Origin of the sequence: Endozoicomonas sp. ALB115 (assembly GCF_049310245.1) — a bacterium.
In the GTDB taxonomy this organism is placed as follows: domain Bacteria; phylum Pseudomonadota; class Gammaproteobacteria; order Pseudomonadales; family Endozoicomonadaceae; genus Endozoicomonas.
This window is the reverse complement of record NZ_JBLYZG010000008.1, coordinates 63,218-89,664: the sequence shown is the minus strand read 5'-3', so window position 1 is coordinate 89,664 and position 26,447 is coordinate 63,218. Positions and strand designations below refer to the sequence as shown.

The window sequence follows — 26,447 nt, the reverse complement described above, 5'->3', positions numbered from 1 at the left end:
CTGAGTTTATGAATAATCAATTTGATGTGATTGTATTCGGGGCGACCAGCTTCGTTGGACAACTACTTTGCCAGTACCTGGTTGATAGATTTAACGACAATGACCAGGAACGCCTTAACTGGGCGATAGCAGGGCGCTCTCAAGCGAAACTGGCTCAATTAAAGCAGAACTTACAACAGCCTGAGCTACCTGTGCTGCTGGCTGACGCTGCTGATGAGACTTCATTGAAAGCATTGTGCCAGCAAACCCGGGTCATTGTTTCGACAGTGGGACCTTATGCACTTTACGGCGAATCACTGGTCAAGACTTGTGCAGAAAGTGGTACTGATTATTGCGACCTGACCGGAGAGGTGCAATGGATCCGACAGATGTTGGACCGGTATGAGGAAACGGCACGCAACAGCGGTGCACGCATTGTTCATTGCAGTGGCTTTGACTCAATACCTTCTGATTTGGGCGTGTACTTTACCCAGAAAAAAGCCAGGGAAGTTTTGGGTTCATTCTGTTCAGATATCAGCATGCGGGTGAAAGCCGCCAGAGGTGGTATATCCGGTGGCACGCTGGCCAGTATAACTAACCTCACCCGTGAGGCGGCAAACAACCCGGCATTACGCCGACAGTTGGCCAACCCTTATCTGCTCTGCCCTGACAATGAAAGCTTGAAGGCCAGACAGGAAGTTGTTAAAACACCGACGTATGATTCCGGCTTTGGGGCGTGGCTGGCACCTTTCATTATGGCTGGCATTAATTCCCGGGTGGTCCTTCGTTCCAATGCATTGGCTGAATTTCCTTATGGCAGGGATTTCAGGTACAGCGAAGCCATGCTGATGGGGGCTGGTTTTAAAGGTCGTTTACAGTCTTCCGCCCTGGTTGGCGGACTGGGTCTGTTTATGCTGTCCATGGTGATTAAGCCAACCCGCTGGTTTATGGAGCGATTTGTGTTGCCCAAACCGGGTGAGGGACCTTCTCCCGAAGCCCAGAAAACCGGGTTTTATGATATTCGCTTTCTGGGCAAAACAGCAGATGGCCAGGAAATTCGCACCCGTGTTGTTGGCCAGGGCGATCCGGGGTATGGCTCTACCGCCAGAATGCTGGGGCAGGTGGCTGCAGGATTGGCCCTGGACTTCCACGATAAGCAGCAGAAGAGCGGGAGGGCGGGCGGTTTCTGGACAACATCCACGTTATTTGGTGATCGGCTTATTGAGCGGCTGGAAAAAGATGCTGAGATAAAATTTGAAGTAGTACCTTCCTGAAATAGCCTGATGCTATCTGTCTTTCCCGGATAGGTAGCAACCGTTTCGGCTGACTTTCTCTCCACAATTTGCTCCGTTTTCTTGCAGAGCTTTTTTCATCTAATTGAAACTTGATAGCAATAAATCTGTAACAGTCATCGCCTAATCTCTCAGCAAATCATTCTTTCAATAACAGTGTGTTTACTTAACGATGAGGGATAATCATGGAAGCCGGATCTTCAAAGTTACAGAACCATCGTGATTTTCATGAACAGCTGGAGTCGCTGGATGATCAGCCAGATAACTTCTCTGGCAACAGTACCCTGGATGACGTGGTAGAAAAAAGTCGGCGGAACTTTATGAAAGGTGGCCTGGGTCTTGCCATGGCAGGCTTTCTGGCTGGCTGTATGGGCACGACCGGGCAGAGTCATAATGCTCTGGGTGGCAGTACTGTTGGAAACCTGCGGCGGGCGGACATCGGATTCAAGCCCATTCCCATTGAGCAGGACCCCATGTTCGATGCCATCAATGTGCCTGAAGGCTATACGGCCAGCGTCTTTTTTTCATGGGGTGACCCGGTAGAGAAAGGTGCCAGACCCTGGCGGCCAGATGGCAGCAACAGCTGGCGGGAGCAGATGAAGCAGGCAGGCCAGAATCACGATGGGATCTGGTTCTTCCCATTTGCGGACCAGCCGGACGACCATGGCCTGCTGGTCATGAATCATGAGTACATTAATCCTACGCTTCACCCTAATGGTCTGACCATCACTGAAAACCCGCAGGGATTTAAACAGCGCCCGGCGCATGAAGTGAAAAAGGAGATGGCGGCCCACGGTGTCAGTATTATCGAAGTTCGCAAGCAGTCGGATGGTCACTGGCAGCAAGTCAAGGATTCCCGCTATAACCGCAGGATCACCGGGTTTACCCCCATGGATCTGACCGGCGAAGTGTCCGGTACTGATTTTCTGAAAACCGTGGCAGACCCTGCTGGGCTTGAGGTGCTGGGCACTTTGAATAACTGCGCCATGGGTGTAACACCCTGGGGGACTTATCTCACTTGTGAAGAGAACTGGAAGAACTACTTTGTTAACCGTGATGCTGAAGATTATCAGCAACGCCCAGCCCACCAGCGGTATGGTGTGGCCCAGGACAAGAACAGTAAATACTATGCCTGGGAGTCAGTAGAACCCCGTTTTAATGCGACACCTGATCACCATGCCCCTCATGGCGGTTATGTTAACGAACCCAACCGTTTTGGCTGGGTAGTGGAAATTGACCCTTTTTCACCGGACAGCACCCCGAAAAAGCGCACCTCCATGGGACGACTGGTCAGAGAGTGTTCAACACTTTCGCTGGGTGATGATGGTCGTATGGCATTCTATTTTGGCGACGATACCCGCGGCGAATACGTGTATAAGTTTGTGCCGGATCAGGCCTATAAACCCGGTAATCCAGCGGCCAACCGGGATATTCTGGATCATGGCACTCTTTATGTGGCGGTGTTCCATGATGATGGCCGTGGTGAGTGGCGGCCACTGGTGTTTGGCCACAACGGCCTGACCCGTCGCAATGGTTTTACCAGTCAGGCCGATGTGCTGGTACACGCCCGTCGTGCTGCGGATATTCTGGGGGCCACAACCATGGACCGCCCGGAATGGGTTGCCGTGCATCCGCAGACCCGGGAAGTCTATGTCACGCTGACCAATAATAAGCACCGGGGCCAAAAAGAGGATCAGCAAACCAATGCCGTCAATCCCCGGGAAGATAACCGCCATGGTCAGATTGTTCGTTTTACCGAGGCAAACGCTGATCCCACGGCCACCCATTTCAACTGGGAGATGTTCCTGCTGGCCGGTGACCGCCCTGGCGCGACACTGGCGGATGGCAGCCCGGTACCTGAACACTTCGTGGGAGATATCAAGGGTGATATTTTCTCTTCGCCGGATGGTATCTGGTTTGACTATCAGGGCCGCCTCTGGATTCAGACCGATTACGGTGACGATGAGGAACGCAACAGCAATATGGGCACCAATCAGATGCTCTGCTGCGATCCGGTCACCGCAGAAGTGAAACGCTTTCTGACTGGCCCGAGAGGGTGTGAAATCACTGGTGTGACCACCACGCCTGATGGCAAAGCCATGTGGGTTAATATCCAGCATCCGGCCATCAGCTTTCCGGCCAGTGATGGAATTACACGGCCCCGGTCGAGTACTGTGCTGATTACCAAAGATGATGGCGGGGTGATTGGCACTTGATTGAACCGGGTTTCGTTTTTACCAGGGGCGAATTGGCTGATTCGCTCCTGGTCTTTACCGCTGGTGCTGAAAAGGCCTTTTTATTACCTGTCTACAGGAACTTTTTTCTGGCTTGAACATCCAAGTGGTTAAATTACGTTAAATACCCATTTTTTAATCAAGGATATGCTCAACAATGAATGTCAACCCAGGTGCTGGCACCAATGCCAATGCCAATGGCGTGAATAACACTTCTGAATTCGCTGATATTGTGGTTACGGGAGTTACCACTCTATCGTTTTTTTTGGGCTATGGTGTCTCTACTTATGCTGGCGACAACTATCTGAATCGCGCCTGTCTTGCTGGCGTTGTTGGCGCCACGGGATACCTGTTAGCTGAAAGTGTCCATCACGGTGTTGCCGCCCTCTGGAACTCAGCTGTGGCTGTACATGATTCCGTAACCACGCTTATGACTAATCTGCCCATTACCCCTTTCAATGAGGAATCTCACATTGTCAAAGCATCAACCTACGCAGGAGCTTACTTAGGCTTGAGGTACAGCCCCTTGCGGCAGCGACCAGCCCGGAACCTTGTCGATCCGTCAGCACCTCCTGATCCTTACATTGACAACACCTTTTACGCTGCCCGGGTTCTGATGGCTGGCACAAGCTCGGCCATGTTAGGTGGGGGTGTTGGATATCTATTGGGGAAAGGGCTGGACCTTACCGCAAAGGCAGCCATTTCCGGTGCCAAAATGGCTGCTGATCGTCTTGGATTGAAAACCACTGTGAGCGAGAGCCCTGAGGTTGCCTCGGGTAGCTCAGGGAGAATCCATCAGCATTCAGAGTCTGCTGAAGAAATCCTGCTGAGCCGTTCCGCAGAAATGGTACGGCAAAGATCACCTGACGGAACTGAAACAGAAACTCATTTCCAGGAAGCTGGCCGAGAATAAAAATTTCCATTTTGCAAACACAGCCACGTGTTGCGTACCAACCCCCGTAATGTCTGAACGGCACGGGTGTGGTCGTGAATGTGCCGAAAATTCCCTCATTACCTGCCAGCAGGAACTTTTTGCTGGCTTGGGCATCTACAGGGTTACCTCACGTTAAACGTTAGATTCTTCCATCGATAGCGGCTTAACTATGAATATCGACTCAGGCGCAGGTTCGACGACCAATGTTGTTATTTCTTCCTCTGTAGCGAAGGATGCCCTGACCTTGGCAGGTACCCTGTCAGGGCTTGCTTTCGGCTTTCTTGTAACCCGCCTCCCGAACGACGACAGTTTTCGGAATCGCGCCTTATATATGGGCGCTTGCAGCGTTGCGGGGCACCTCATCGCCAAAACTGCCTATCACAGTTGTGCCGCCTTCTGGCAACGAGCTGTGGAAATTCCTGATACAGTATCCACACATATCAATAACCCTGATGTTACCCCCACCAGTCAGGATTCTCATATTGCCCGGGATAGCGGCTCAACTGTGAATACCAATTCAGGTGCAGGTTCGACAACCGACTTTGTTATTTCTACCTCTGTAATCAAGGATACTTTGTCTGTGGCAGGTACCCTGTCAGGGCTTGCTTTTGGCTCTTTTGTATCTATGTCCTCGGACGACGACAATGTGCTGACTCATCGCGCATATTTGGGCGGTTGTGGCACTGCTGGATACCTTATTGCACAAAATGCCTATCACGGTTGTGCCGCCTTCTGGAAAGGCTCTGAGGTTATTCGTGCTACCGTATCCACGTGTATGAATAACCTTGGTTTTACCCCCTTCAGTCAGGATTCTCATATTGTCCAGGCATTTACCTGCGCAGGAGCGTGGTATGGCCTGTGTTGCAGTAGTGCCCTCGAAGCTCCATTACTGATTCTGTCAGAAGAGGCAATAGAAATTGAAAGACGTGGGCACTGGGGCCGCAATTATGAGCCTCCTCCTTGCTGGCCTCCTCCTGATGTTATGGACCGAATCAAGTCTGGCTCAGGCTCGGTAATGCTCGGTGCCGGTGTCGGATATCTGGTGGGAAAAACGCTGGACTATACGGCAAAAGCCGCCTTTTCCGGTGTCAGAATGGCGGCTGAATGCCTTAGATCGATAGCCACTGGTCGCTGAACAGGTAGACAGCCACCTGTTTGTGCACAAAGCCCTCTAGTTCATGGTTTCAATGAGTTTGATGTGTACCATCTCCGTTCACCCTGAGCGGAGTCGAAGGGTGCTTAGCGCGATCTATCAGAGTCCGGAGTTTCCGCCCTTCGACAGGCTCAGGACGAACGGAGTGCGGAGGCACGACAACCCGTCAAAACCTGCCAGCAGGAACTTTTTCCTGGCTTGAGTATCTACATGGTCGCCTTCCGTAAAACGTCACGTTCTTATATCTGAGAGGGACTTAACAATGGATATCAACTTTGGTACAGGCTCAACGAACAACATTATTGTTCCTGCCTCAGTAATGAAGGATTCTCTGGCTTTGGCTGGTACCATGACAGGGCTGGCTTTTGGCTTTCATACAGCCCGCTTCGCGGTCGATGACAATTTTCTGAATCGCGCCTTATATGCGGGCGCTTATGGCTTTGCGGGAAACCTCATCGGGAAAGGGGTCTATCACGGTTGTACCGCCTTCTGGCATGCTTCTGTGAAAATTCGTGATACCGTATCCACGTATATGAATCACCTTGGTATCACTCCATTCATTCAGCAGGATTCTCATATTGTCCAGGCGTGTACCTACGCAGGGGCGCTCTGTGGTCTGGGTTGCAGTAGTGCCATCACAAGTCCATTAATGCTACTGGGGCCACCAGAAAAACATGCGGCCATACGTGCGAATCATCCTGATGCTTTGAACCGAATCCTGTCTGGCACAGGCTCCGTCGTGGTTGGTGGAGGTGTCGGGTACCTGGTGGGAAAAGCGCTGGACTATACAGCAAAAGCAGCCTTTTCCGGTGCCGGAATGGCTGCAGAACGCCTTGGTTTGACAACCGCTGTGGGCGGGAGCCCTGACGAACAGACCAAGAATAATCTCGACTGAGTCAATTGATGCAACTGAAAGGATTATACAGCAGAGATCACCAGACAGAAGCAAAGGATAAGAGTGCTTCAGCAGCGGGTGATGAATCTGTTACGATTCCATCCTGTAGAACCGGTTTTGCGACAACCTCGGGACCATGGGAATGAGTCCGGAGAGGTTGTGGCAACGAGGTGTTTATTTATGTATTTCAGAGCTTGGCTGCACTAACCCGGGAACATCTCCTGGTGGTAATCTACCCGCGCACTCCTGCTTAAATTCTGCCTTTGGCTATTTTCTATAGGTGTTTTTCTTTCATGCCCCGTTATGCTGCCAGTGTTCAATACGATGGCTCCCGTTTTTTTGGTTGGCAGGTTCTCAAGACCGGTTTGCCCACGGTGCAGGCTGCTGTAGAAGCTGCGCTGTCAAAAGTGGCAAACCATCCTGTTGCCGTTGTCTGTGCAGGAAGAACCGATGCCCGGGTTCATGGCTGTAACCAGATTATTCATTTTGATACGGATGCCGTTCGTACCGAGCGGGGCTGGGCTTATGGCGCTAATGCCAATTTGCCGGATGACGTGGCCGTAAACTGGGTGAAGCCGGTTTCTGATGATTTTCATGCCCGCTTTTCTGCCCTGTGGCGACGTTATCGTTACGTGATTTATAACCATCCCATTCGGCCAGCACACCTCTCCAAAGGGGTGACCTGGAACTATCGGCCATTGGATGTTGAGCGCATGAAGGCAGCAGCAGGGTGCCTGGTAGGCGAACATGATTTTACCTCTTACCGTGCGATTCAGTGTCAGGCAAAGAACCCGGTCAGAAATGTGACCCGGCTGGATATTTCCCGCCACGGACCACTGATTGTTATTGATGTGCAGGCCAATGCGTTTTTGCATCATATGATTCGTAATTTTGCCGGGGTGTTGATGGCGGTGGGTTGCGGCAAGCGTGAGCCTGGCTGGGCAAAAGAGGTGCTGGATGCCCGGGATCGTGCCCAGGGTGGGGTAACCGCTTCGCCCTGTGGGCTTTATTTTGTCGATGCGGGATACGATAAGGTGTTTGGGTTGCCGGCCAGTGAATCGAACCCACACTTTATTGCGCCATTAATTCCGCTTTAAATCGGCGGTTTTTCCGGAGCTGGCATACGTTTTCCGTGCAATGGATGGGTTCCTCTCTATTGCTCTGAAAACTCTGTTCGTCCTGTAGCGGAGAACTTACTGAGCTGCAGAACCACGTTCATTCTGAGGCTGTCGAAGGGGGTGGACTGTGAACCAACCGTAAAGACGGTGCCAATCACCCTTCGACTCCGCTCAGGGTGAACGGAGATTGTGCTCATTAAAATCGTTGAAATGATTTGCCAGGTGCAGTAATCACCGAAATGTTCTGATAAGATCATTGATCGCTCAGGGGTTGCCTATTCTTTCGCATTGATCTTCGGATTGACAGTGTGAAAGCACCTTCAAACCCTTACCCTGTGGTTGGCTCTGTGTCCCGGGTAATCTCCCGACACAGGGCGTGGGAAAGAGAACACCGGGAAATGGAAGTATCTCCTCGTATAAAAATCTGCGGAATTACCCGTGTTGATGATGGTTTGATCGCTGCTGATAGCGGGGCGGATGCCATCGGTCTGGTGTTTTACCGGAGAAGCCGTCGCTGTGTTACGGTTGAGCAGGCCGTGGAGATTGTCCGGGCTCTGCCGCCGTTTGTCTCGGTGGTTGGGCTGTTTGTCGATGCCTCCGATGAGCTGATTCAATCGGTTCTGGACGCGGTTCCTCTTTCACTTCTGCAATTTCATGGCAATGAACCGGAAATCCAGTGCGCCCGCTGGGGGGTACGTTATATGAAGGCCTTCCGTGTTCGTCCGGATATTGCCGTGGCCGACATGGTGGCTCCCTATACCAGTGCCTGTGGCTACCTGCTGGACAGTTATAAGCCCGGGGAGGTGGGTGGCACCGGTGAGTCTTTTGACTGGGATTTGATACCCCATGAGCTGAATAAACCGATGGTGCTGGCCGGAGGTCTGAGTCCTGATAATATCGCTCAGGCAGTGAACAGGGTTCGACCCTATGGAGTTGATGTCAGCAGTGGCGTAGAGAGTCAGCCTGGCATTAAGGATCACGATAAAATCAAAGCCTTTATCAAGGCGGCAGGAAGATGATGGTCGATCAAGAAATTTTTGAGTCCCCCGTTCTTTCTTCTGAAGAACACAAGTACGATCAACCGGATTTAATGGGGCATTTTGGCCGTTACGGTGGACGTTTCGTGGCTGAAACCCTGATGGGTGCGCTGGAAGACCTTGACCGCACCTGGCGTGAGCTCTGGCAAGACAAGACCTTTCAGGAAGATTTTGATCGTGACCTGGCTGACTTTGTCGGCCGTCCTTCACCGCTCTATTTTGCTGAGCGATGGACTCGGGCGCTGGGTGGCGCGAAGATCTACCTGAAGCGTGAAGATCTCAATCATACCGGTGCCCACAAAATCAACCATGCGGTTGGTCAGGCGCTACTGGCCAAACATATGGGGAAAACCCGGATTATTGCCGAAACCGGTGCCGGTCAGCACGGTGTCGCCTCGGCGACGGTGGCCGCCCGCCTTGGGTTGGAGTGTGTGGTTTATATGGGTGCCAAGGACGTAAAACGTCAGGCATTGAACGTCTATCGCATGAAACTTTTGGGGGCTACCGTGGTACCGGTAGAAACCGGTTCCCAGACGCTGAAAGACGCGATTAATGAAGCACTCAGGGATTGGGTAGCACGCCCTGAAGATACCTTCTATCTGCTGGGCACAGTTTGTGGCCCTTCACCCTATCCTGAAATGGTGCGTAATCTGCAGAGTATTATTGGCCGGGAAGCCCGTCGGCAGATTCTGGAAAAAGAAGGCCGCCTGCCGGATGCCCTGGTTGCCTGTGTGGGTGGCGGTTCCAATGCCATGGGGCTGTTCCACGAATTTATTCAGGATAAAGAGGTAAAGCTGTACGGTGTTGAAGCGGCAGGGCACGGTGTTGATACCGATAAGCATGCGGCCCGGATGAGTTCCGGTCGTCCGGGCGTTTTGCAGGGCGCAAGAACCTATCTGATGACCAACGAACATGGCCAGATTATTGAGAGCCACTCTGTGTCGGCCGGATTGGACTACCCGGGGGTTGGACCAGAACACAGTTACCTGAAAGATATCGGCCGTGCACAATACCCGGCGGCAACGGATGAAGAAGCTCTTGCGGCATTTCGCCAGCTGACCCGTCTGGAAGGCATTATGCCAGCGCTGGAAAGCGCCCATGCCCTGGCCTGGGTTGATAAACTGGCACCCACGATGGACCAGGACCAGATCATTATCTGTAACCTGTCTGGTCGTGGTGATAAGGATATTCATACCGTTGCCGCTATTGATGGCCTCGAAGTATAAGGTGGGCACAGCATGAGTCGTGAAATAAACAGAATCAAAGCCCGCTTTGAAACCTTGCAGGGGCGTGAACGTAAAGCACTGATACCCTACATTCTTGCCGGTGACCCTCCGGGCAAGACCGTCGAGGTCATGCACCAGCTGGTGGACCATGGGGCGGATATGATTGAGCTGGGTTTTCCGTTCTCGGACCCGGTGGCGGATGGTCCGGTGATTGCCCAGGCCCATGAGCGGGCGGTATCACACGGTGTTACATTGCATGACGTTTTTGCAATGGTTTCTGAATTCCGGGAAAGGGATAATGACACACCGATTGTCCTGATGGGCTATCTCAATCCGGTAGAGATCATGGGCTACCAGCGGTTTGTTGAGTTGGCCAGTCAGGCGGGTGTTGATGGTGTGCTGATGGTGGATCTGCCACCGGAAGCCGCAGGTGATTTACTGGATATGCTGCATAACCGTGGTATTGATATGATCAACCTGATTACCCCGACCACATCCGATGAACGAATTGCCAAGATCTGCCGGGTTGCCAGTGGTTATCTCTATTATGTATCCCTGAAAGGGGTAACCGGTGCGGCAACCCTGAATACGGCAGAAGTTGAACAGCGGGTCAACCACATCCGGCGTTTTGCTGACGTTCCGGTGTGTGTTGGCTTTGGTATCCGCGATGGTGCCTCGGCTGCCGCCATCGGGCGAATGGCAGACGGTGTTATTGCGGGCAGTGTGCTGGTATCTGAGCTGGCTCAGTATGGCAATGAGGGACAGGCCTCCATTGACCGCGTTGCCAGTCGAATTGCCGAAATGCGCTCAGCTATGGACGATGACAGGACGAATGAATGAGCAACTGGTTAGTCGATAAACTGATTCCATCGTTATCACGCGCTGCTATTGCGCAGAAAAGCAGCAGTGTGCCAGAAGGGCTTTGGCGCAAGTGCGTAAAGTGTGAGGCCTTTCTCTATCGCCCCGAGCTGGATAGAAATCTGGGTGTTTGTCCCAAGTGCCAGCATCATATGCGAATCAGTGCCCGCACGCGACTGGATTACTTTCTTGACAAGGAAGGAAAGGCAGAGCTGTTTGCCGACCTTGAGCCCAATGACCGGCTGAAGTTTCGCGACACTAAAAAGTACCGTGACCGACTGGCAACGGCGCAAAAGCAGACCGGCGAAAAAGATGCCCTGGTGGCCATGCGGGGTACCGTCGAGGACATTCCGGTCGCGGCCGTTGCCTTTGAGTTTTCTTTTATGGGCGGCTCCATGGGGTCGGTGGTCGGGGAAAAGTTTGCCCGTGCTGCCGAGTTATGCCTGGCAGAGAAGATGCCGCTGATCTGTTTTTCAGCCAGTGGCGGTGCCCGAATGCAGGAAGCCCTGTTTTCCCTGATGCAGATGGCGAAAACCAGTGCGGCCCTGGAAAGAATGCGCCAGGCGGGTATTCCTTATATCTCTGTGATGACTGACCCGGTGTACGGCGGTGTTTCTGCCAGTCTGGCCATGCTCGGTGATATCAACATGGCTGAGCCCGGTGCCCTGATTGGTTTTGCCGGTCCCAGGGTGATTGAACAGACCGTCCGGGAAAAGCTGCCGGAAGGCTTCCAGCGCAGTGAATTCCTGCTGGATCACGGTGCTATTGATATGATCGTTTCCCGTTCTGATTTGCGATCCACTATCGCCAGGCTTTGCCGGAAAATGCAGGGCAGGCCGGATGCAGATGTGGAGCTTGCTGATCCTGCAGAAGAAGTTGCCTGATCCCACCTTTTATCTCTCTCATTCCCACGCAGGCCCTGAGGGGCTTGCATGGGAATGCATACGTCTGGAGATGTGACGTTGTCTTCTTTTGAAAAGAAAGAAAAAAGCCTTGCACAGTGGTTAACCTGGATGGAAGAAACTCGTCCGGAGCATGACATCGACTTTGGGCTGGACCGGATTCGGCTGGTGGGTGACAGGCTGGATTTGCTCAAACCCGCGCCGTTCATTATCACCGTGGGGGGCACCAATGGCAAAGGCTCGACGCTGGCCGTTCTTGAAGCTGTTTTGCTGGCTGCCGGTTACAGGGTAGGTCTATTTACATCACCTCATTTTCTCAAGTTTAACGAAAGAATTCGCATTAATGGCGAACAGGTCAGTGATGACTGGCTATGTGATGCTTTTGAGACGATAAATGAAAGTCGAAAAACGACATGGCTAACCTATTTTGAATTTGCCACCCTGGCTGCCGTTGACTGCTTTAAAAGGGCGGAGGTGGATGTGGCATTGATGGAAGTCGGCCTGGGTGGACGACTGGATGCTACCAATGCGATTGACCCGGATGTGTCGGTAATTACTACGGTGGCGCTCGACCATCAGGAATACCTTGGCTTTAGCATTGAAGCGATTGCCAAAGAGAAGTCAGGAATATTTCGTGCCAGTAAACCTGCGATCTTTGGTGATCAGCCCGTGCCGCAGGCAATCACCGACATGGCTGAGCGTCTTGGCAGTCCCCTGTATTGCAGAGGAGAGGCGTTTACCCTGGCAAGATCGGGTAATACGTGGCACTGGTCAGGTAGTGAAAATCAACAGCTGAACAACCTCCCTGTTCCCAATGTCGTGATTGATAATGCCGCGACGGCATTGCAAGCGCTGCAATTTTTGCCAGAGCCTATCGCTATTGAAGCTGTTCGAGAAGGTTTGTCACAGGTATCGGTTACCGGACGGTTCCAGAAGCTGATGATGGAAAATGAATCAGGAGAGTCTATCGATGTGGTGCTGGATGTTGCCCACAATCCTCAGGCAGCAGAAATGCTCAAGCAGCGTCTGGACGAGTCTCCGGCAGAAGGTAAGACACGAGCAGTGATTGCCATGTGTAAAGATAAGGATTATATGGCGGTTGTTGACTGCTTAAGTGGCGATATTGATGAGTGGTACGTTGCTCAGTTTGAGTCTCCAAGGGCGCTGGCTGAACAAGAGCTGGCAAAGAGGCTGGTTGATCGAGGGTATTCAGTTAATCGCTATCAGCAGGTTGCTGAAGCATTGCATCATGCACTTGAACGCTCAACATCTGGAGATAGGGTGCTGGTTACTGGATCATTTATGACGGTATCTGCTGCCTTGACCAACAGCCACTGAGTACACGATTTCAGTGAAATTGATGGACTCCCTCTATCAATGACTTCCAAACTCCGTTCGTCCTGAGCGGAGTCGAAGGGCGTAAACACCATGCCCTGGACAAAGATTGTGCCAATCACCCTTCGACTCCGCTCAGGGTGAACGGAGATTGTACGTCTTAAGTTCATTGAAATGGTGTGCTGAGTTTGCCTTCCACGGTCCCCGACGGAATGCAGCTAACCCCATGGACAATAAAGGTTTCACGAAAGGCACACAATATCGAGTCAAAACAGGCTGCTCCACATTCACCAAGCCCGGGGCAGTCTCACAAATTACTCAAATATCAGGCCAGAATTGTTCATTCATAATTTGTTCGTAGGACCATGGGCATGAGTCTGGAAAATGCTCCTTGCTGATGCCGGTTTCCTTAAAGGCAGAAATCCGTGCCGCTGGATAGGCATCGACCATGGCGTTATTAATCTTTGGCTTTAGCCCGGGGTTCTCTTTCATCAATTTCCGAATGCGAAATCGCTGCTCTTCGATAGACCCCTGCCAGCTACTGCTCCTGTGATCAGGTTGATAAGCCCACTTCAGCAAATGCATGAGCAGAATATCCAGCCGGTGACTCAACAGCCGGTATTCGCTTCTGCCCATGCTTTCAATTTCCTCAAGGATATTGTCCAAATCCAGTTCTTCCAGCCTGCCCTGGCGAACGAGTTCTGCCTGTTGCTGTGTCCAGCTGTAAAAATCAGTTTCGTATAATGGTTCAGCCATGCTGATAAGTCCCTTCGGTAATGCACGCTTAATTGTTGTAGGTTTAGTTGGAATTCGCTTAAGATGCAATGAGTTTCAGGCATTGACCTTTAATTGACTTCCCGCCATCTGTGCAGGAATGAATACTGTTTATCTATCATTACGGAGCGTATCTTGGGCGAGGGACTTAAGCAAAGACTAATAGGTGCTGTGGTATTGCTGGCCTTATTGATCATTCTCGCGCCCGCACTGTTCAGGGGAGGGGAGACTCATCCTCTGGTCACCTCCAGGCCTCCCCCGGCAGCCCCTAAGCTTGAATCCCCCCCAGTGCCTGCATTTGTCGACCAGCTGGATATTCCCCCGGATGTTGTTGAAGTGGTGCCTTCCTCCACTGAAACTGTGCTCGAGCCAGAAAGTGATCGTACTGAAAAAGCCACAGGTGTGGATGAATCAGGACATCTGAAAGCCTGGTCTCTCCAGTTGGCAACCTTTGCGGATAAAAACAATGCCCGAAACCTGGAAAAGCAGCTAAAGACTAAAGGGTATAGTGCTTTTCAGAAGAAAATTTCTACAGAGACAGGCAAGGTTTTTTATCGGGTCTACATAGGGCCGGAAGTAAGGCCGGATGAACTTCAGCAGCTAAAGGTTACCATCAAGAAAGAGTTAGGGCTTGAGGGTATACTGGTTCGTTATGTTCCATAATAGGCTCTCTTACGGTAGACATTCCGCCTACTACCTTCCTCGGGAAGTCAAAGACTGAACCACGAAGGTCACGAAGAGTACGAAGAGATTTTCTTGCCCTTCGTGCTCTTTGTGTCCTTCGTGGTTCCATCTGAAACTCATGGAAAGGGGAGGGGTAAGGAATTGTCCCGAAATAATTTCGGCATTTTGAGTTCGATCTCCGTTCATCCTGAGCTTGTCGAAGGGTGATAGGCACAATACATGAGGCCGGAGTTCCTGAGCTTAATGTCGACCCTGAGAATAGGCTCAAAACTCGAACTTATGGTGACGCTTGAGGTGACAAATTCAGGAAAACTTATGACAATAGATACAATGATTGACCTCAGGGATAAGGATCGCAAGGCAATCTGCACTATTGCTGAACAGATATTTGCCCCGGATACTTAAATCTGGGCTTACGGCAGCCGGGTCAAGGGAACCAATCATGACAACAGTGACCTGGATTTGGCTGTGCACTTTCCCCCGGATCAGGCAAGATGACAGACTATGAGCAGTTGAGCCTGTTTCTCGAAACCCTGCGGGACTCCAATATACCCATTATTGTCCAGGCACTTGCCTGGCAAAGTATTCCCGATAGTTTTCGTGAGGAAATAGATAAAAAACACCAGGTGCTCTGGCGCTGACAGTGAAGGAGCAACCACCGGTAGTTTTGCCTGAAGATGGGCAATCCAAAGATATTCGGTGCCTTGGTCATGAACCTCATAAAAAAATCACGAATAAGTGCTTTTCCGGTCGTGATTACTTCGTGGCTGTCGTGTAGAATCCCCGTTCTTGTAAAGCTACTAAAACAATAAGGCCTCAAACAGGCCTTATTACGTTAGGGAGCCGCATAAAATTTTTACGCTGATACAACTTTTGCTTGAGTAGATTGGTTGTTCTCCGCGCAGCTGTTTCGGCATATGCTTAAGCCGATGGGCGGTAGCGTACTTTTCGGTTGGTTTATAAGATTGAGCAGCTTATAAAACGGCTGCTAACCTTTCTTTCTACTGCTAAGTATTCACCAGTTAGTGCTGAAAAATATAGATGATGGCAATGCAGGTCGCTACCGGCAGCAGAATGTTGTTATTGCTGGTGCAGAACACACCCCCCCGGACCATTACCACCTACCACAGCTGATAAATGATTTGGTTAAATGGTACCATCCGCCCGGCTGTTAATGAACTTTGATTTGATGGGCAGTGGTTATTTACCGGTCATTATCCGCAAAGAAAACCGTCTGGCCTATTATGAGGCGCTGGACAAAGCGCCTACCCGAGAGGACTACGGGGGATTTATGGACATAGTGGCCAGCGCCCAGGAAGAGGCTTTGAATCGTTATATCAGTATTATTGAATAATAATAGTTATAACCGCATCAATGGATTCTGAGATGACCCTGAATACTTCATACCTGAAATTGCTGACGCAGAACTGGTTTCAGGCCTGTCGCACGGCTACCCGGTTGTCTGTTTCTGTCGTCAGGCTGAAGGCAGATTTACCGCTGACAGCGGACGATTTGCAAAACGCAGATGAAGACCTGATGGAAAAGCTGGATGCTTTTCGTGTTCGCTATGGTGATCTTCAGGACTGTCTTGGTGGTAAAGTGTTCCGTACTTTGCTGATGGCTGAGGATGAAGAGCCGGTCAGTATGGCAGATATTCTTAACCGGATAGAAAAACGAGGGATTCTGGACTCTGCTGATCAATGGCGTCAGTGGCGTGAGATCCGAAATGCGTTTGCCCATGACTATCCGGAAGCAGAGGCAGAAAGAGTGAATGCGTTAAACATGGCATGGCAGAATACGCCATTGCTGCTTAAGGTGGCTGAGAATGTCTACCGTTACTGTGAACAGCAAGGAATAGAGCTAACGGAGATAGAGCGTGCGGATATCTGAGGCGATGGCACAGAGTATCGTCGAACTCGCAAGAAAACATGTAGCAGAAAATGCCCGCGTCTGGCTGTTTGGCTCCCGGGCTGATGATACAAAAAAAGGGGGGGATATTGATCTTTATATTGAGGCAGACAATATCGGTAATACCCTGGAACGAAAAATTAACTTCCGGTTGGCATTTGAAGACCGCTGGGGTGAGTTGAAAGTGGATATCCTCATTCATGATACCCGGCATGAAACGCTGGCCATTCATGAAATTGCCAGGCAAGGGGTCAGGCTTGGTTAGTGATTAAAGATTAAACGACATTGACAACAGACCTGGATTGTCTTTTTACAGCGCTTTTCACAGCCTTTCTAAATAGGTTATGCAATATTGAGACTCACGAACGAAGAGCAAAACGCCATTAGAAAGGTGATATATCAGGCAGACCCTCAGGCGCAAATATGGTTGTTTGGCTCAAGGGCGAATGACCAGGCAAAAGGAGGGGATATTGACCTGCTCATCCTGTCAAAAACACTGGGTTTGAAAGACAGGACGGGCATACGGCTGGCGCTGTACGAGATTATCGGAGAGCAGAAAATTGACCTGGTGATTGCCGCAGACGATACTGATCCATTCACCCGTATCGCGCTGGCAGAGGGAATCCGGCTATGACTAACGAGTCAGGCAAAAAGCAACAGGCAGGGAAAAAAAATACCGACAGAATCCTGTTATTAGAACAGCAGCTGTTGGCCATGGCCCAGATGGAAGCCCTGCTAAAATGGTCTCTGGATCGCTGTCAGGCCATACTACTGACTAATGACCAGATGCCGGAACAGGAAGACTTGGAAAAATTCGAATCACTCACCGCACGATTTGCCCGCTTTAACGATATTCTGTTACAAAAAATATTTCGCCTGATCGACACCATTGACCTGGAAGATGTCGGCACCGTCAGGGACAGAATCAACCGTGCAGAAAAAAAAGGGCTGATTGAGGATGCCCACCGGTTTATCGAAATCCGGGAATTGCGTAACAGCATTGCCCACGAATACCAGCCGGAAGCGCTGAGGGTTATTTTTCCTGAAACGTTGCAGGCTACACCCATTTTGCTGGATATTGCTGATCGGGTACGAAAGTACTGTCTGCGGTATAATTCCTGAAAATTGACCTGGTCATCTACCGACGAGGAAAACCCCGGGAAGCGATTCACCATGAAGCCAGAAATACCGGGATTCAATTGAATGGCAACCGAGCAGGGCAAAGGAATGGGTAGCGAACGACAAATAGCAGACGTTATCGGGCGCACCCTCTGGATTTGTGACCGTCATGCCTTGCGCCTTGAATGGGTGATGGCCGAAGTGAAAAGCCTGTTTCCATTGAGTGCCAAAGCGTTTGAAAACCTTGCCCCGGCTGAAGTGGCGTACATGGATCAATTTGCCACCCGGTTCAGTAAATTACAGGATGCCATGGGCGCAAAACTCTTCCCTCAGGTGCTGGATTTGGTGGGAGAGCAGGGGGCGTTGAACACCTTTATCGACAAGCTCAACCGGCTGGAAAAAAAAATAGGGGCGATTGATAATGCAGCCCAAGGGCCTCTATTTCGTGAGATGCGCAACGCTTTTGCCCATGACTACCCGGAAGACAGTGAACTGAATGCCGAGACGTTGAACCGGGCCTTGCCGCTGGTCAGCGAGTTGTTAACGGTCTATCGTAATATTCGGGATTTTGCCTTGCGCTATGGGGCTGCTTTACCTAGTACATGATTTCAATGAGTTTACCAGGTTGTTGTTATCATATGCCTCTGCACTCCGTTCGTCCTGAGCCTGTCGAAGGGCGCAAACTCCGGCCCATGATAGATCGTGCCAAACACCCTTCGTCCGTGCATCCTGAGCCGAGCCGAAGGGCGCTCAGGATGAACGGAGAGGGTACACGTCAATCTCATTGAAATGATGTACCAGGGCGAGCAGTAATGGCTGTCAATAAAGGTGAACTCCGCTGAAAGCCCGAGCGAAGCGGTGGCGTTGTCCCGGCAGCGAACTAAAAATAGAAGAGGCAAGGCCAATTAAAAATGATCGACTACGACAAGTTTAAACAGTCACTCACTCTGCTGGAATCCCAATATCATCATCTGCAAACACTTGATGACACATTACCCGCCTGGCTGCAAGAGGCAGTATCGGAGTCCGTTATCCAGCGATTTGAAACCTGTTATGACTGCATGTGGAAAGTGCTAAAGCGCTATTTGAAAAACAGCCTGGGGTTACCCGACGTCCCCAACAGCCCGAAGCCATTGTTCCGTATTGCCAATGAAAACCGACTGTTGCCGTCGGATGTTACCCAGTGGCTGATCTATGCGGATAGCCGCATTGATACATCCCATGATTATGATGGTGAAAAAGCAAAGTCAGCACTTGATTTAATGGGTGCTTTTATTAAGGATGCGGTTGCCTTATACGAAACCATGAGCGGGGAATCCTGGTTATGAATTGCTCTACCGATCATCCCCCGGAACACCTTGACCTGACACACGATGAACTGTTACTGCTACAGGCATTGCTGAAAAAACATTTGCCAGATATCGAAGTCTGGGCTTATGGCTCAAGAGTCAATGGCAAGGCCCATTCAGCATCGGACCTTGATATGGTTGCCTTTTCCGGCCCGGAACAGGCGATTGCGATAGCTGAACTCAGGGAGGCGCTGGAAGAGAGTAACCTGCCATTTCGGGTCGATCTTTTTGTTTGGGATCAGGTGCCTGAGAATTTCCGGAAAGTGATTCGGGAAAAGTATGTTGTTGTTCAGTAGTCGTTTGGTTTCAGGCTGAGGATCAACAGCAAAAAGCGAACCAATCCCTTAGCAGCTAGTCTGGCGAAGAATGCAGAAACCTTTAAAGCAAGCTTAGACGTAAGTCGAAAAAGGCAGCGATAAGCGCTCAATATTTGTCTGAACTCCTCGCCGAGTGTGAGCTTCCATGATTTTTCCCGGTATCTGACCCTGACTTTCTTTTTGTTCCTTTTCTTCTGAATGATAAAATTCAAATGACACAATATTCCGAACATAATGCTGTACAAGCCATGGACGACGATATGATCTCCCTTTCTGAGATCGCAGCGATCCTGTTCCGAGGTAGACGTTGGGTTATTGGTATTACACTGGCTTCGTTAGTCCTTGCCCTGTGCTACCTTTTTGCGGTTAAGCCGGTTTATCAGGCAAGTGCATTGATAAAAATTGAACATAGCCAAAGCAGCCTGATTTTAAATTTGCGGGATACTGAACATGTGGAGGATCTTTCAATCAGCTCAAGTATTGCCATAGAGCAGATGAGGAGTCCTGGCTTTATTCATAGTTTCATTGCAGCAAAGCAATCTCAATCCGATACTCCTGCGCCCAATGTGGCACAAGACGTTCAGGGCCGATTACAGGTTGCTGAAAAAGGTAGAGGCACTGGTATTCTTGAAATTACGCTGAGCGGCTCGAATCCTCAGGAAAATATCAAATTATTAAATACCCTCATTGATTACTATTTTGAACAACGTAATCAAACACTGGTGAGTTCTATTGAAAAATCACTGGCGTTATTGAAAATCAGATTGTTTACAACACAACAAGAGATAGCACAGGCTCAAGAACAGGACGTTCCTGTAAAAAGTGCTCGGTTGAATGAACTGAAATTGGCTCAGAACGCAGTCCAGAACAATATCGATATATTGGAAAATGCCAAAGCTATCGCTTTAAATGATCGTCATGTGCTCAGTGATCCGGTGTCCAGCGATGATCCGGTTAGCCCCAAATACACCCTTGTTATCGTATTGGCAGTTATGCTGGGAGGGATGCTGGGAATTGTAGTAGTGTTTGTCCGTGAAATGATGCGAAAGGTGCTATGCACTTCAGAAGAAGCAGAAAATAAAACCGGGCTTACTGTATTTGCAGAAGTGGCCAGCGCTGAGGAATTAAAAACGACACCGGGATGTCGCGAAGGTTTCAAAGTATTACGTACCAACCTGCTATACCAGTTGGAAAATGCAGCCAATAATCGGGCGATGGTTTGCAGTCCGTCTCCGGTTATTGAACAGGACCATGTCATCATCCAGTTAGCCAGTGAGCTGGCCGAAGCGGGTAAAAAAGTATTACTCCTGGATGCAGACCTTCGCCAGGGTAGAATGTTCAAGCATTTTGATACAGCTGGAGAGCATGGGCTGGCGGAAAAAATGATCAATAACGACCACTCAGCGATCACAGTCAGTGAAAACCTGGACTTGATTTCCGGTAATAGCTATCCAGATAATCCATCTGAACAGTTAATGAGCACCAGGTTTCAAAAACTTCTGGACTGGGGATCCAGTCATTATGACGTGGTATTAATCAGTGTGCCGCCCATTCTTAATGTGACTGATGGGGCCGTTGTTGGCAGCCTGTGCGCCACCGATTTGATGATTATTCAGGCGGGACAGACCTCTGTAAAAGACATTGAAGCAGCTAACCGACGCTTGCAGCAGGCTGGTGTGGTGATTGATGGTGCTATTTTTGTTAAAGAGCAAGACTAAGGTTTTACTTTAACAGTAAAATTTGTTGGCTATTTCTGGTTCTGTTGGTTTGCCAAACGCATGATACAAAGTGATTTTCCGCATATTTGTAAGTTTTGAAATCGTATAATCTTCTCGTAGATATTTTTATCCTGGCATTCAGCTCGTCGGTCGGGAGCAAATAACAAACCCTACATTGCTACTAAACCAGCCAGCCCAGTAAATTCTGGATAATGTATGCAAAGCATTATCCAACACTTAAACTACTTGAACATCCCATAATGAAAACCATCCTAGTCACAGGCGGTGCCGGCTTTATTGGCTCTGCACTGATTCGTTTTTTAATCAATGAAACCAAACACCGGGTCATTAATGTTGACAAGCTGACCTATGCTGGGAATCTTGAGTCACTGTTATCGGTATCTGACAGCGAACGTTACCATTATGTTCAATCAGACATCAGCAATATCGCAATTATCCAGCAGCTGTTTACAAAATTTCAGCCCGACCTGGTAATGCACCTGGCTGCAGAAAGCCATGTAGACCGTTCCATTGATGGCCCTTCAGAGTTTATTCAAACCAATATTGTTGGTACCTATACCTTACTGGAAGTGGCCAGAGCTTATTGGAATAAGCTAGCTTCCGAGAAAAAGGCTGCCTTTCGTTTCCATCATATTTCCACTGATGAGGTATACGGTGATCTGGAAGGAACCGATGACCTGTTTACCGAAACAACTCCTTATGCCCCAAGCTCACCCTATTCAGCCAGTAAAGCAGGCTCGGATCACTTGGTCCGAGCTTGGCATCGGACTTATTCTCTACCAGTAATTATCACCAACTGTTCCAACAACTATGGCCCTTATCACTTTCCCGAAAAACTGATTCCACTGGTGATTTTAAATGCCTTGGAAGGCAAGCCGCTGCCGGTTTATGGCAGTGGCAAACAAACTCGAGACTGGCTTTTCGTAGAAGACCATGCCAGAGCACTTTACAAAGTGGTAACTGAGGGTAGGGTAGGTGAAACCTATAACATTGGCGGCAATAACGAAAAACAAAATATAGAAGTAGTTCTGGCTATCTGTTCCTTGCTGGAAGAGTTGGCTCCAAATAAGCCAGAAGGTGTTGCAGCCTATAAAAACCTGATCACTTTTGTTACCGACCGTCCGGGCCATGACCATCGTTATGCCATTGATGCCAGCAAAATTGGGCTTGAACTGGGATGGAAACCACAAGAAACTTTTGAAACCGGGCTACGTAAAACCGTGCAGTGGTATCTGGAAAACAGTGAATGGTGCCAACATGTCCAGGATGGCAGCTATCAGCGGGAACGACTGGGTTCAATTAAGGAATAAACAATGAAAGGAATTATCCTGGCCGGTGGCAGCGGTACCCGGTTGCATCCGATCACATTGGGTGTCTCCAAGCAGCTGCTACCGGTCTACGACAAACCGATGATTTATTACCCGTTATCAGTGCTGATGCTGGCGGGTATTCGGGATATTCTGATTATTACCACGCCGGAAGATCAGCTTCACTTCTTTAATGTTTTGGGGGATGGCAGTCAGTTTGGTATTAACCTGAGCTATGCCATTCAGCCGGAACCGAAAGGGCTGGTGCAGGCTTTTACCATTGGGCGAAACTTTATTGGACCTGACCGGGTGGCGCTGGTGCTGGGAGATAATATTTATTACGGGCAGGGTTTTACCCCAAAATTGCAGGAAGCAGCGGCCCGTAAAGAGGGAGCCACTGTCTTTGGCTATCAGGTGGCTGACCCAGAACGTTTTGGTGTTGTAGCGTTTGACAGTCAGGGTAAAGTGACCTCACTTGAAGAAAAGCCTGCAAAGCCCAAGTCTCACTATGCGGTGACCGGCCTCTATTTTTATGATAACGCTGTCGTTGACCTGAGCCGCGAGATTCACCCTTCTGAGCGGGGCGAGCTTGAAATTACCGATCTGAACCGAGTCTACCTGGAACAGAATAAACTCCACGTAGAGCTGCTTGGCCGTGGCTTTGCCTGGCTGGATACCGGCACCCATGATGCGCTGCTGGAAGCGGGCCATTTTATCCAGACCATTGAGCACCGACAGGGTATGAAAGTGGCTTGCCTGGAGGAGATCGCTTTTAACAATGAGTGGCTGACCGTTGACGATCTTCGCCAGAAAGGTGAAACATTGAGCAAAACCAGTTACGGGCAATACCTGTCAAGGCTGGCATTTGAAGCATTGCAGGGAGCGTGATAATGGAACCGGAATTTATTTATTTTAACGAAATCACCGATGGCCGGGGTGGCCTGGTGGCGTTGGAGCAGAACCGTAATATCCCTTTCGAGATCAAGCGGGTCTATTATATTTACGGTACCCCGGAAAATGTACGACGGGGGTTTCATGCACACAAGGCGCTGCAGCAGGTTGCTGTATGCGTGAAGGGCGCTTGCTCGTTTTTGCTGGATAATGGTCGGGAGACGGTGGATTGTCGGTTAGGCTCACCCACCACCGGTATTCTTATCGGTACCATGCTTTGGCATGAAATGTACGATTTTACTGAGGATTGTGTGCTGATGGTTCTGGCCAGTGAGTTGTACGATGAAGTGGATTATATTCGAGATTATGAACAATTTCTGCAGGCTGCAAATTGATGTTTATTCATCCTTTATCTGATGTTCAGTCAGAGAAGATTGGTTATGACACCAGAGTTTGGCAGTTCTGCGTAGTGCTGCCCAAAGCTAAGATTGGCAATAATGTTAATATCTGCTCTCACTGCCTGATTGAAAACGATGTTGTCATTGGCAATAACGTCACGGTTAAAAGTGGTGTGCAAATCTGGGATGGTATTACCATTGAAGACAATGTCTTTATTGGTCCTAATGTCACTTTTACTAATGATAAAACTCCCCAATCAAAACAGTATCCAGATGAATTCCTCAAGACACGGGTATGTAAAGGTGCTTCCATTGGGGCTAATGCAACGATTCTGCCCGGTATTATTATCGGAGAAGGAGCAATGGTTGGAGCTGGTGCTGTAGTGACTAAAAATGTAGCTGCTGGTGCTACTGTCTATGGCAATCCTGCTGGTCAAATCACTAGGTAACCCATCAGGTTATACAGTCTGATGAATGAGTATCCGGATTAGACTGTACCACACTACTAATTTCCATTAGATATAGATGTTTGACAGTGTTGTTGTTCCGGAAAGTGTAATTAAGAAGCCATACAATGATTCCATTTCTAGATATAAAAGCCATCAATGCTCAATACCGGGAAGCATTGATTGAAGCGGCAAGCCGTGTGATTGATTCCGGTTGGTATATTCTTGGCAATGAAGTAGAACAGTTTGAAGCAGCATTTGCTCAATACTGTGAGACAGAATACTGCCTTGGTGTCGCTAATGGGCTTGATGCTCTGGTTTTGATTCTCAGGGCTTATAAAGCACTGGGTATGATGGCTGAAGGTGACGAAGTGATTGTACCTGCCAACACTTATATCGCTTCTATTCTGGCTATTACTGAAAATGGTTTAAAGCCTGTATTGGTGGAACCGGATGCCGAAACCTATAACCTGAACCCGGCACTCATTGAACAACATATTACCGGAAAAACCAGGGCAATTCTTACGGTTCATCTCTATGGGCAGGTGACGGGTATGGATGAAATCAATGCTATTGCCCGGAAATACAACCTGAAAGTCATTGAAGATGGGGCCCAGGCCCACGGCGCACTTTATAAAGGAAAAAAAGTGGGTGGTCTTGGTGATGCGGCCGGTTTCAGTTTTTATCCGGGCAAGAACCTGGGCGCAATAGGTGATGCCGGGGCCATTACTACCTCCGACCCAGAACTTTTCAGGACCATTAAAGCGCTGAGAAACTACGGCTCTCACGAGAAATATAAAAATCTCTATCAGGGGGTGAATAGCCGATTGGATGAAATTCAGGCAGCGATGCTGGGCGTAAAACTGCAGTACCTGGACAGTGAAACCAGTCGTCGGCAAACCATAGCCCTTGCCTATACCCGTGGTATTAGTAACCCACTGATTCGGCAACCACTGATGAAAAGCAGTACCATGGAAAGCATTCAGAATCATGTGTTTCATCTCTATGTAGTGCAATGTGATGACCGTGCTGGCTTTCAGGAATACCTGGCGGAGCAGGGAATAGCCACACTGATTCATTACCCCGTTGCACCGCACAAGCAGCAGGCGTTTGTCCATTGGTCGGAACTCTCCTTTCCGATTACCGAGTCCATGCATGAAAAGGTGCTAAGTTTGCCTGTCAGTCCGGTGATGACGGATGATGAGCTAGAGTCTGTGATTGCCGCGTGTAACGGGTATTGTGGCTGACTATGACACTGATTAAAACAAGTCTTCTTAATGCTGTAGCGGTGGTGGTTCGGATGCTCACATTGCTGGGCATCAATAAAATCTTGGCAATCTACGTGGGGCCAGCAGGCTATGCCGCACTGGGGCAGTTTCAAAATGCGGTACAAATTATTACCACGATTGCTAGTGGTGCCATTAATAATGGCGTGACGAAATATACTGCGGAATTTTATGAAGATGAGCATCAGCAACAAACAGTTTGGCGCAGTGCAGGTACTATTGCATTAATGGGTTCAGTACTGACCGGTGTCTTAGTGGTGTTATTTCGGGAACCATTAGCTAAATGGTTTTTGCACGACACAACACTTAACGGCGTTTTTGTCTGGTTTGGGGTAACACTCCCCTTATTTGTTCTGAATACGCTCTTGCTGGCAATTCTCAATGGTAAAAAGGAGATTCGCCGTTATGTATTGGCTAATATCTCTGGTAGTGCATTTGCATTGCTTGCTACTGTGGTAATGGCTGTTCAGTATGGTCTTTACGGTGCGCTGGTTGCGTTGGCCGTCTATCATTCACTGTCTTTCTTTGTCACACTCGGGTTGACTTGTAAGGCGCATTGGTTCCGCATTCAATATTTGTTTGGCTACATAGATAAAGTTGTTGTAGAAAATTTGGCTAAATATACAATAATGGCATTTGCAAGTGCTGCATGCGTACCGATTAGTCATATGTTGGTGAGAAACTATTTGGGGGTAACATTAGGATGGAACATAGCTGGATATTGGGAGGCAATGTGGCGGTTGAGTAGTACTTATCTCTTATTTTTTACAAGCACATTGGGGGTGTATTATCTGCCAAAATTGGCAGCCCTACGTACTCGAACTGAAGTTACACGAGAACTGATTTCAGGATATATAATCATTCTTCCCGCTGCTGTTGTTTGCTCTGTATTGATCTATTTTTTTCGTGATTTTATTATTCGTTTAATGTTTACTTCAGACTTTAAACAAATGTCGGTCTTGTTTTTTTGGCAACTAATTGGTGACATTTTTAAAATATCGAGCTGGTTGTTAGGTTATGTATTAATTGCAAAGTCAATGTTTATTCTTTTTATTGTGACAGAGGTGATATTTTCTGCGTTGTTTTATATTTTTGTTTTTTCTCTTGTAGATTTGCTTGGTATAGAGGCAGCATCTTTATCTTATGCAATCAATAATTTATTGCTTTTTATATTTCTAGTTGTTGCGTACAAATTTTTAATAAATCTAGAAAATATATATAATAAAAGTAGTTAGAGTTACCTGTTTTAATTTTGAATTTAAGAAT

The 26,447-nt window shown here is 49.1% G+C and carries 31 protein-coding genes; 30 read left to right on the top strand and 1 reads right to left on the bottom strand.

Annotated features, from left to right (window positions below):
* Positions 1-8: 8 nt before the first annotated feature.
* The 11 genes from ACO6VE_RS05740 to folC all read left to right on the top strand — a co-directional run bounded on the left by ACO6VE_RS05740 (position 9) and on the right by folC (position 12,966).
* Complete coding sequence (locus ACO6VE_RS05740) at positions 9-1,253, top strand: saccharopine dehydrogenase family protein (protein WP_422460187.1); 1,245 nt, start codon at positions 9-11, stop codon at positions 1,251-1,253.
* 203 nt (positions 1,254-1,456) lie between these two features.
* A complete protein-coding gene (locus tag ACO6VE_RS05735; protein ID WP_422460185.1) occupies positions 1,457-3,487 on the top strand; it encodes a PhoX family protein in 2,031 nt (676 codons plus the stop codon).
* Positions 3,488-3,662: 175 nt separating this feature from the next.
* Positions 3,663-4,418, top strand: a complete 756-nt coding sequence (locus ACO6VE_RS05730; RefSeq protein WP_422460183.1) for a hypothetical protein — start codon at positions 3,663-3,665, stop codon at positions 4,416-4,418.
* A 190-nt stretch (positions 4,419-4,608) separates the two neighbouring features.
* Positions 4,609-5,574, top strand: a complete 966-nt coding sequence (locus tag ACO6VE_RS05725) for a hypothetical protein (RefSeq protein WP_422445240.1) — start codon at positions 4,609-4,611, stop codon at positions 5,572-5,574.
* A 280-nt stretch (positions 5,575-5,854) separates the two neighbouring features.
* A complete protein-coding gene (locus ACO6VE_RS05720; protein WP_422460181.1) occupies positions 5,855-6,487 on the top strand; it encodes a hypothetical protein in 633 nt (210 codons plus the stop codon).
* Positions 6,488-6,780: 293 nt separating this feature from the next.
* On the top strand, positions 6,781-7,584 hold the full coding sequence (gene truA / locus ACO6VE_RS05715) for a tRNA pseudouridine(38-40) synthase TruA (protein WP_422445236.1): 804 nt from the start codon (positions 6,781-6,783) through the stop codon (positions 7,582-7,584).
* Positions 7,585-7,913: 329 nt separating this feature from the next.
* Positions 7,914-8,624, top strand: a complete 711-nt coding sequence (locus ACO6VE_RS05710; RefSeq protein WP_422445234.1) for a phosphoribosylanthranilate isomerase — start codon at positions 7,914-7,916, stop codon at positions 8,622-8,624.
* 71 nt (positions 8,625-8,695) lie between these two features.
* A complete protein-coding gene (gene trpB / locus ACO6VE_RS05705; RefSeq protein WP_422460298.1) occupies positions 8,696-9,868 on the top strand; it encodes a tryptophan synthase subunit beta in 1,173 nt (390 codons plus the stop codon).
* Positions 9,869-9,892: 24 nt separating this feature from the next.
* On the top strand, positions 9,893-10,708 hold the full coding sequence (gene trpA / locus ACO6VE_RS05700) for a tryptophan synthase subunit alpha (RefSeq protein ID WP_422446139.1): 816 nt from the start codon (positions 9,893-9,895) through the stop codon (positions 10,706-10,708).
* On the top strand, positions 10,705-11,610 hold the full coding sequence (gene accD, locus ACO6VE_RS05695) for an acetyl-CoA carboxylase, carboxyltransferase subunit beta (RefSeq protein ID WP_422445232.1): 906 nt from the start codon (positions 10,705-10,707) through the stop codon (positions 11,608-11,610). The genes trpA and accD overlap by 4 nt, the downstream gene beginning before the upstream one ends.
* 54 nt (positions 11,611-11,664) lie before the next feature.
* A complete protein-coding gene (gene folC, locus ACO6VE_RS05690; RefSeq protein ID WP_422445230.1) occupies positions 11,665-12,966 on the top strand; it encodes a bifunctional tetrahydrofolate synthase/dihydrofolate synthase in 1,302 nt (433 codons plus the stop codon).
* Positions 12,967-13,281: 315 nt separating this feature from the next.
* On the opposite strand, the gene ACO6VE_RS05685 is transcribed toward folC, so the two are convergent.
* Positions 13,282-13,719: a DUF29 domain-containing protein gene (locus ACO6VE_RS05685; RefSeq protein WP_422460179.1), complete on the bottom strand. Its 438-nt coding sequence runs from the start codon at positions 13,717-13,719 to the stop codon at positions 13,282-13,284.
* A gap of 153 nt (positions 13,720-13,872) precedes the next feature.
* Here ACO6VE_RS05685 and ACO6VE_RS05680 point away from each other — a divergent pair, with 153 nt between their 5' ends.
* The 19 genes from ACO6VE_RS05680 to ACO6VE_RS05590 all read left to right on the top strand — a co-directional run bounded on the left by ACO6VE_RS05680 (position 13,873) and on the right by ACO6VE_RS05590 (position 26,416).
* Positions 13,873-14,400, top strand: a complete 528-nt coding sequence (locus ACO6VE_RS05680) for an SPOR domain-containing protein (protein WP_422460177.1) — start codon at positions 13,873-13,875, stop codon at positions 14,398-14,400.
* Positions 14,401-14,826: 426 nt separating this feature from the next.
* A complete protein-coding gene (locus ACO6VE_RS05675) occupies positions 14,827-14,919 on the top strand; it encodes a nucleotidyltransferase domain-containing protein (protein ID WP_422446137.1) in 93 nt (30 codons plus the stop codon).
* Positions 14,916-15,062 (top strand): hypothetical protein, encoded by a 147-nt coding sequence (locus ACO6VE_RS05670; RefSeq protein WP_422445224.1) that lies wholly within the window; start codon positions 14,916-14,918, stop codon positions 15,060-15,062. Before ACO6VE_RS05675 ends, ACO6VE_RS05670 begins: the two co-directional genes overlap by 4 nt.
* Positions 15,063-15,446: 384 nt before the next feature.
* A complete protein-coding gene (locus tag ACO6VE_RS05665; protein ID WP_422445222.1) occupies positions 15,447-15,596 on the top strand; it encodes a hypothetical protein in 150 nt (49 codons plus the stop codon).
* Positions 15,572-15,775, top strand: a complete 204-nt coding sequence (locus tag ACO6VE_RS05660) for a hypothetical protein (RefSeq protein WP_422445220.1) — start codon at positions 15,572-15,574, stop codon at positions 15,773-15,775. The genes ACO6VE_RS05665 and ACO6VE_RS05660 overlap by 25 nt, the downstream gene beginning before the upstream one ends.
* Before the next feature lie 32 nt (positions 15,776-15,807).
* The gene (locus tag ACO6VE_RS05655; protein ID WP_422445218.1) at positions 15,808-16,311 is read left to right on the top strand and encodes a hypothetical protein; all 504 of its coding nucleotides are present in this window, start codon (positions 15,808-15,810) and stop codon (positions 16,309-16,311) included.
* Entirely contained in the window at positions 16,298-16,594 is a 297-nt protein-coding gene (locus ACO6VE_RS05650; RefSeq protein WP_422445216.1) for a nucleotidyltransferase domain-containing protein, read from the top strand. The genes ACO6VE_RS05655 and ACO6VE_RS05650 overlap by 14 nt, the downstream gene beginning before the upstream one ends.
* 87 nt (positions 16,595-16,681) lie before the next feature.
* Positions 16,682-16,963 carry a nucleotidyltransferase family protein gene (locus ACO6VE_RS05645; RefSeq protein WP_422445214.1) on the top strand — a complete coding sequence of 94 codons (282 nt, stop codon included), beginning with the start codon at positions 16,682-16,684 and terminating at the stop codon, positions 16,961-16,963.
* Positions 16,960-17,451 (top strand): hypothetical protein, encoded by a 492-nt coding sequence (locus tag ACO6VE_RS05640; RefSeq protein WP_422445212.1) that lies wholly within the window; start codon positions 16,960-16,962, stop codon positions 17,449-17,451. The genes ACO6VE_RS05645 and ACO6VE_RS05640 overlap by 4 nt, the downstream gene beginning before the upstream one ends.
* A gap of 81 nt (positions 17,452-17,532) precedes the next feature.
* The gene (locus tag ACO6VE_RS05635) at positions 17,533-18,054 is read left to right on the top strand and encodes a hypothetical protein (protein ID WP_422460175.1); all 522 of its coding nucleotides are present in this window, start codon (positions 17,533-17,535) and stop codon (positions 18,052-18,054) included.
* A 305-nt stretch (positions 18,055-18,359) separates the two neighbouring features.
* Complete coding sequence (locus tag ACO6VE_RS05630; protein ID WP_422460173.1) at positions 18,360-18,776, top strand: nucleotidyltransferase substrate binding protein; 417 nt, start codon at positions 18,360-18,362, stop codon at positions 18,774-18,776.
* Positions 18,773-19,093, top strand: a complete 321-nt coding sequence (locus tag ACO6VE_RS05625) for a nucleotidyltransferase family protein (RefSeq protein ID WP_422460171.1) — start codon at positions 18,773-18,775, stop codon at positions 19,091-19,093. The genes ACO6VE_RS05630 and ACO6VE_RS05625 overlap by 4 nt, the downstream gene beginning before the upstream one ends.
* 233 nt (positions 19,094-19,326) lie before the next feature.
* Positions 19,327-20,832, top strand: coding sequence for a Wzz/FepE/Etk N-terminal domain-containing protein (locus tag ACO6VE_RS05620; protein WP_422460169.1), 1,506 nt, complete (start codon positions 19,327-19,329; stop codon positions 20,830-20,832).
* Positions 20,833-21,092: 260 nt separating this feature from the next.
* The gene (gene rfbB / locus ACO6VE_RS05615) at positions 21,093-22,163 is read left to right on the top strand and encodes a dTDP-glucose 4,6-dehydratase (RefSeq protein WP_422460167.1); all 1,071 of its coding nucleotides are present in this window, start codon (positions 21,093-21,095) and stop codon (positions 22,161-22,163) included.
* Positions 22,164-22,166: 3 nt separating this feature from the next.
* Positions 22,167-23,048 carry a glucose-1-phosphate thymidylyltransferase RfbA gene (rfbA, locus tag ACO6VE_RS05610; protein WP_422460165.1) on the top strand — a complete coding sequence of 294 codons (882 nt, stop codon included), beginning with the start codon at positions 22,167-22,169 and terminating at the stop codon, positions 23,046-23,048.
* A gap of 2 nt (positions 23,049-23,050) precedes the next feature.
* On the top strand, positions 23,051-23,446 hold the full coding sequence (locus ACO6VE_RS05605; protein WP_422460163.1) for a sugar 3,4-ketoisomerase: 396 nt from the start codon (positions 23,051-23,053) through the stop codon (positions 23,444-23,446).
* Positions 23,446-23,898, top strand: coding sequence for an acyltransferase (locus ACO6VE_RS05600; RefSeq protein ID WP_422460161.1), 453 nt, complete (start codon positions 23,446-23,448; stop codon positions 23,896-23,898). Before ACO6VE_RS05605 ends, ACO6VE_RS05600 begins: the two co-directional genes overlap by 1 nt.
* A gap of 125 nt (positions 23,899-24,023) precedes the next feature.
* Positions 24,024-25,142 carry a DegT/DnrJ/EryC1/StrS family aminotransferase gene (locus ACO6VE_RS05595; RefSeq protein WP_422460159.1) on the top strand — a complete coding sequence of 373 codons (1,119 nt, stop codon included), beginning with the start codon at positions 24,024-24,026 and terminating at the stop codon, positions 25,140-25,142.
* A 2-nt stretch (positions 25,143-25,144) separates the two neighbouring features.
* Positions 25,145-26,416 carry an O-antigen translocase gene (locus ACO6VE_RS05590; RefSeq protein ID WP_422460157.1) on the top strand — a complete coding sequence of 424 codons (1,272 nt, stop codon included), beginning with the start codon at positions 25,145-25,147 and terminating at the stop codon, positions 26,414-26,416.
* Positions 26,417-26,447: the final 31 nt, after the last annotated feature.

Excerpts from the sequence above, each read along its gene's own strand:
- ACO6VE_RS05740 (WP_422460187.1), top strand. The coding sequence starts at position 9 with ATGAATAATCAATTTGATGTGATTGTATTCGGGGCGACCAGCTTCGTT.
- ACO6VE_RS05735 (WP_422460185.1), top strand. The coding sequence starts at position 1,457 with ATGGAAGCCGGATCTTCAAAGTTACAGAACCATCGTGATTTTCATGAA.
- ACO6VE_RS05730 (WP_422460183.1), top strand. The coding sequence starts at position 3,663 with ATGAATGTCAACCCAGGTGCTGGCACCAATGCCAATGCCAATGGCGTG.
- ACO6VE_RS05725 (WP_422445240.1), top strand. The coding sequence starts at position 4,609 with ATGAATATCGACTCAGGCGCAGGTTCGACGACCAATGTTGTTATTTCT.
- ACO6VE_RS05720 (WP_422460181.1), top strand. The coding sequence starts at position 5,855 with ATGGATATCAACTTTGGTACAGGCTCAACGAACAACATTATTGTTCCT.
- truA (WP_422445236.1), top strand. The coding sequence starts at position 6,781 with ATGCCCCGTTATGCTGCCAGTGTTCAATACGATGGCTCCCGTTTTTTT.
- trpB (WP_422460298.1), top strand. The coding sequence starts at position 8,696 with ATGGGGCATTTTGGCCGTTACGGTGGACGTTTCGTGGCTGAAACCCTG.
- accD (WP_422445232.1), top strand. The coding sequence starts at position 10,705 with ATGAGCAACTGGTTAGTCGATAAACTGATTCCATCGTTATCACGCGCT.
- folC (WP_422445230.1), top strand. The coding sequence starts at position 11,665 with ATGCATACGTCTGGAGATGTGACGTTGTCTTCTTTTGAAAAGAAAGAA.
- ACO6VE_RS05685 (WP_422460179.1), bottom strand. The coding sequence starts at position 13,719 with ATGGCTGAACCATTATACGAAACTGATTTTTACAGCTGGACACAGCAA.
- ACO6VE_RS05670 (WP_422445224.1), top strand. The coding sequence starts at position 14,916 with ATGACAGACTATGAGCAGTTGAGCCTGTTTCTCGAAACCCTGCGGGAC.
- ACO6VE_RS05660 (WP_422445220.1), top strand. The coding sequence starts at position 15,572 with ATGGTACCATCCGCCCGGCTGTTAATGAACTTTGATTTGATGGGCAGT.
- ACO6VE_RS05655 (WP_422445218.1), top strand. The coding sequence starts at position 15,808 with ATGACCCTGAATACTTCATACCTGAAATTGCTGACGCAGAACTGGTTT.
- ACO6VE_RS05640 (WP_422445212.1), top strand. The coding sequence starts at position 16,960 with ATGACTAACGAGTCAGGCAAAAAGCAACAGGCAGGGAAAAAAAATACC.
- ACO6VE_RS05635 (WP_422460175.1), top strand. The coding sequence starts at position 17,533 with ATGGCAACCGAGCAGGGCAAAGGAATGGGTAGCGAACGACAAATAGCA.
- ACO6VE_RS05630 (WP_422460173.1), top strand. The coding sequence starts at position 18,360 with ATGATCGACTACGACAAGTTTAAACAGTCACTCACTCTGCTGGAATCC.
- ACO6VE_RS05625 (WP_422460171.1), top strand. The coding sequence starts at position 18,773 with ATGAATTGCTCTACCGATCATCCCCCGGAACACCTTGACCTGACACAC.
- ACO6VE_RS05620 (WP_422460169.1), top strand. The coding sequence starts at position 19,327 with ATGACACAATATTCCGAACATAATGCTGTACAAGCCATGGACGACGAT.
- rfbB (WP_422460167.1), top strand. The coding sequence starts at position 21,093 with ATGAAAACCATCCTAGTCACAGGCGGTGCCGGCTTTATTGGCTCTGCA.
- rfbA (WP_422460165.1), top strand. The coding sequence starts at position 22,167 with ATGAAAGGAATTATCCTGGCCGGTGGCAGCGGTACCCGGTTGCATCCG.
- ACO6VE_RS05605 (WP_422460163.1), top strand. The coding sequence starts at position 23,051 with ATGGAACCGGAATTTATTTATTTTAACGAAATCACCGATGGCCGGGGT.
- ACO6VE_RS05600 (WP_422460161.1), top strand. The coding sequence starts at position 23,446 with ATGTTTATTCATCCTTTATCTGATGTTCAGTCAGAGAAGATTGGTTAT.
- ACO6VE_RS05595 (WP_422460159.1), top strand. The coding sequence starts at position 24,024 with ATGATTCCATTTCTAGATATAAAAGCCATCAATGCTCAATACCGGGAA.
- ACO6VE_RS05590 (WP_422460157.1), top strand. The coding sequence starts at position 25,145 with ATGACACTGATTAAAACAAGTCTTCTTAATGCTGTAGCGGTGGTGGTT.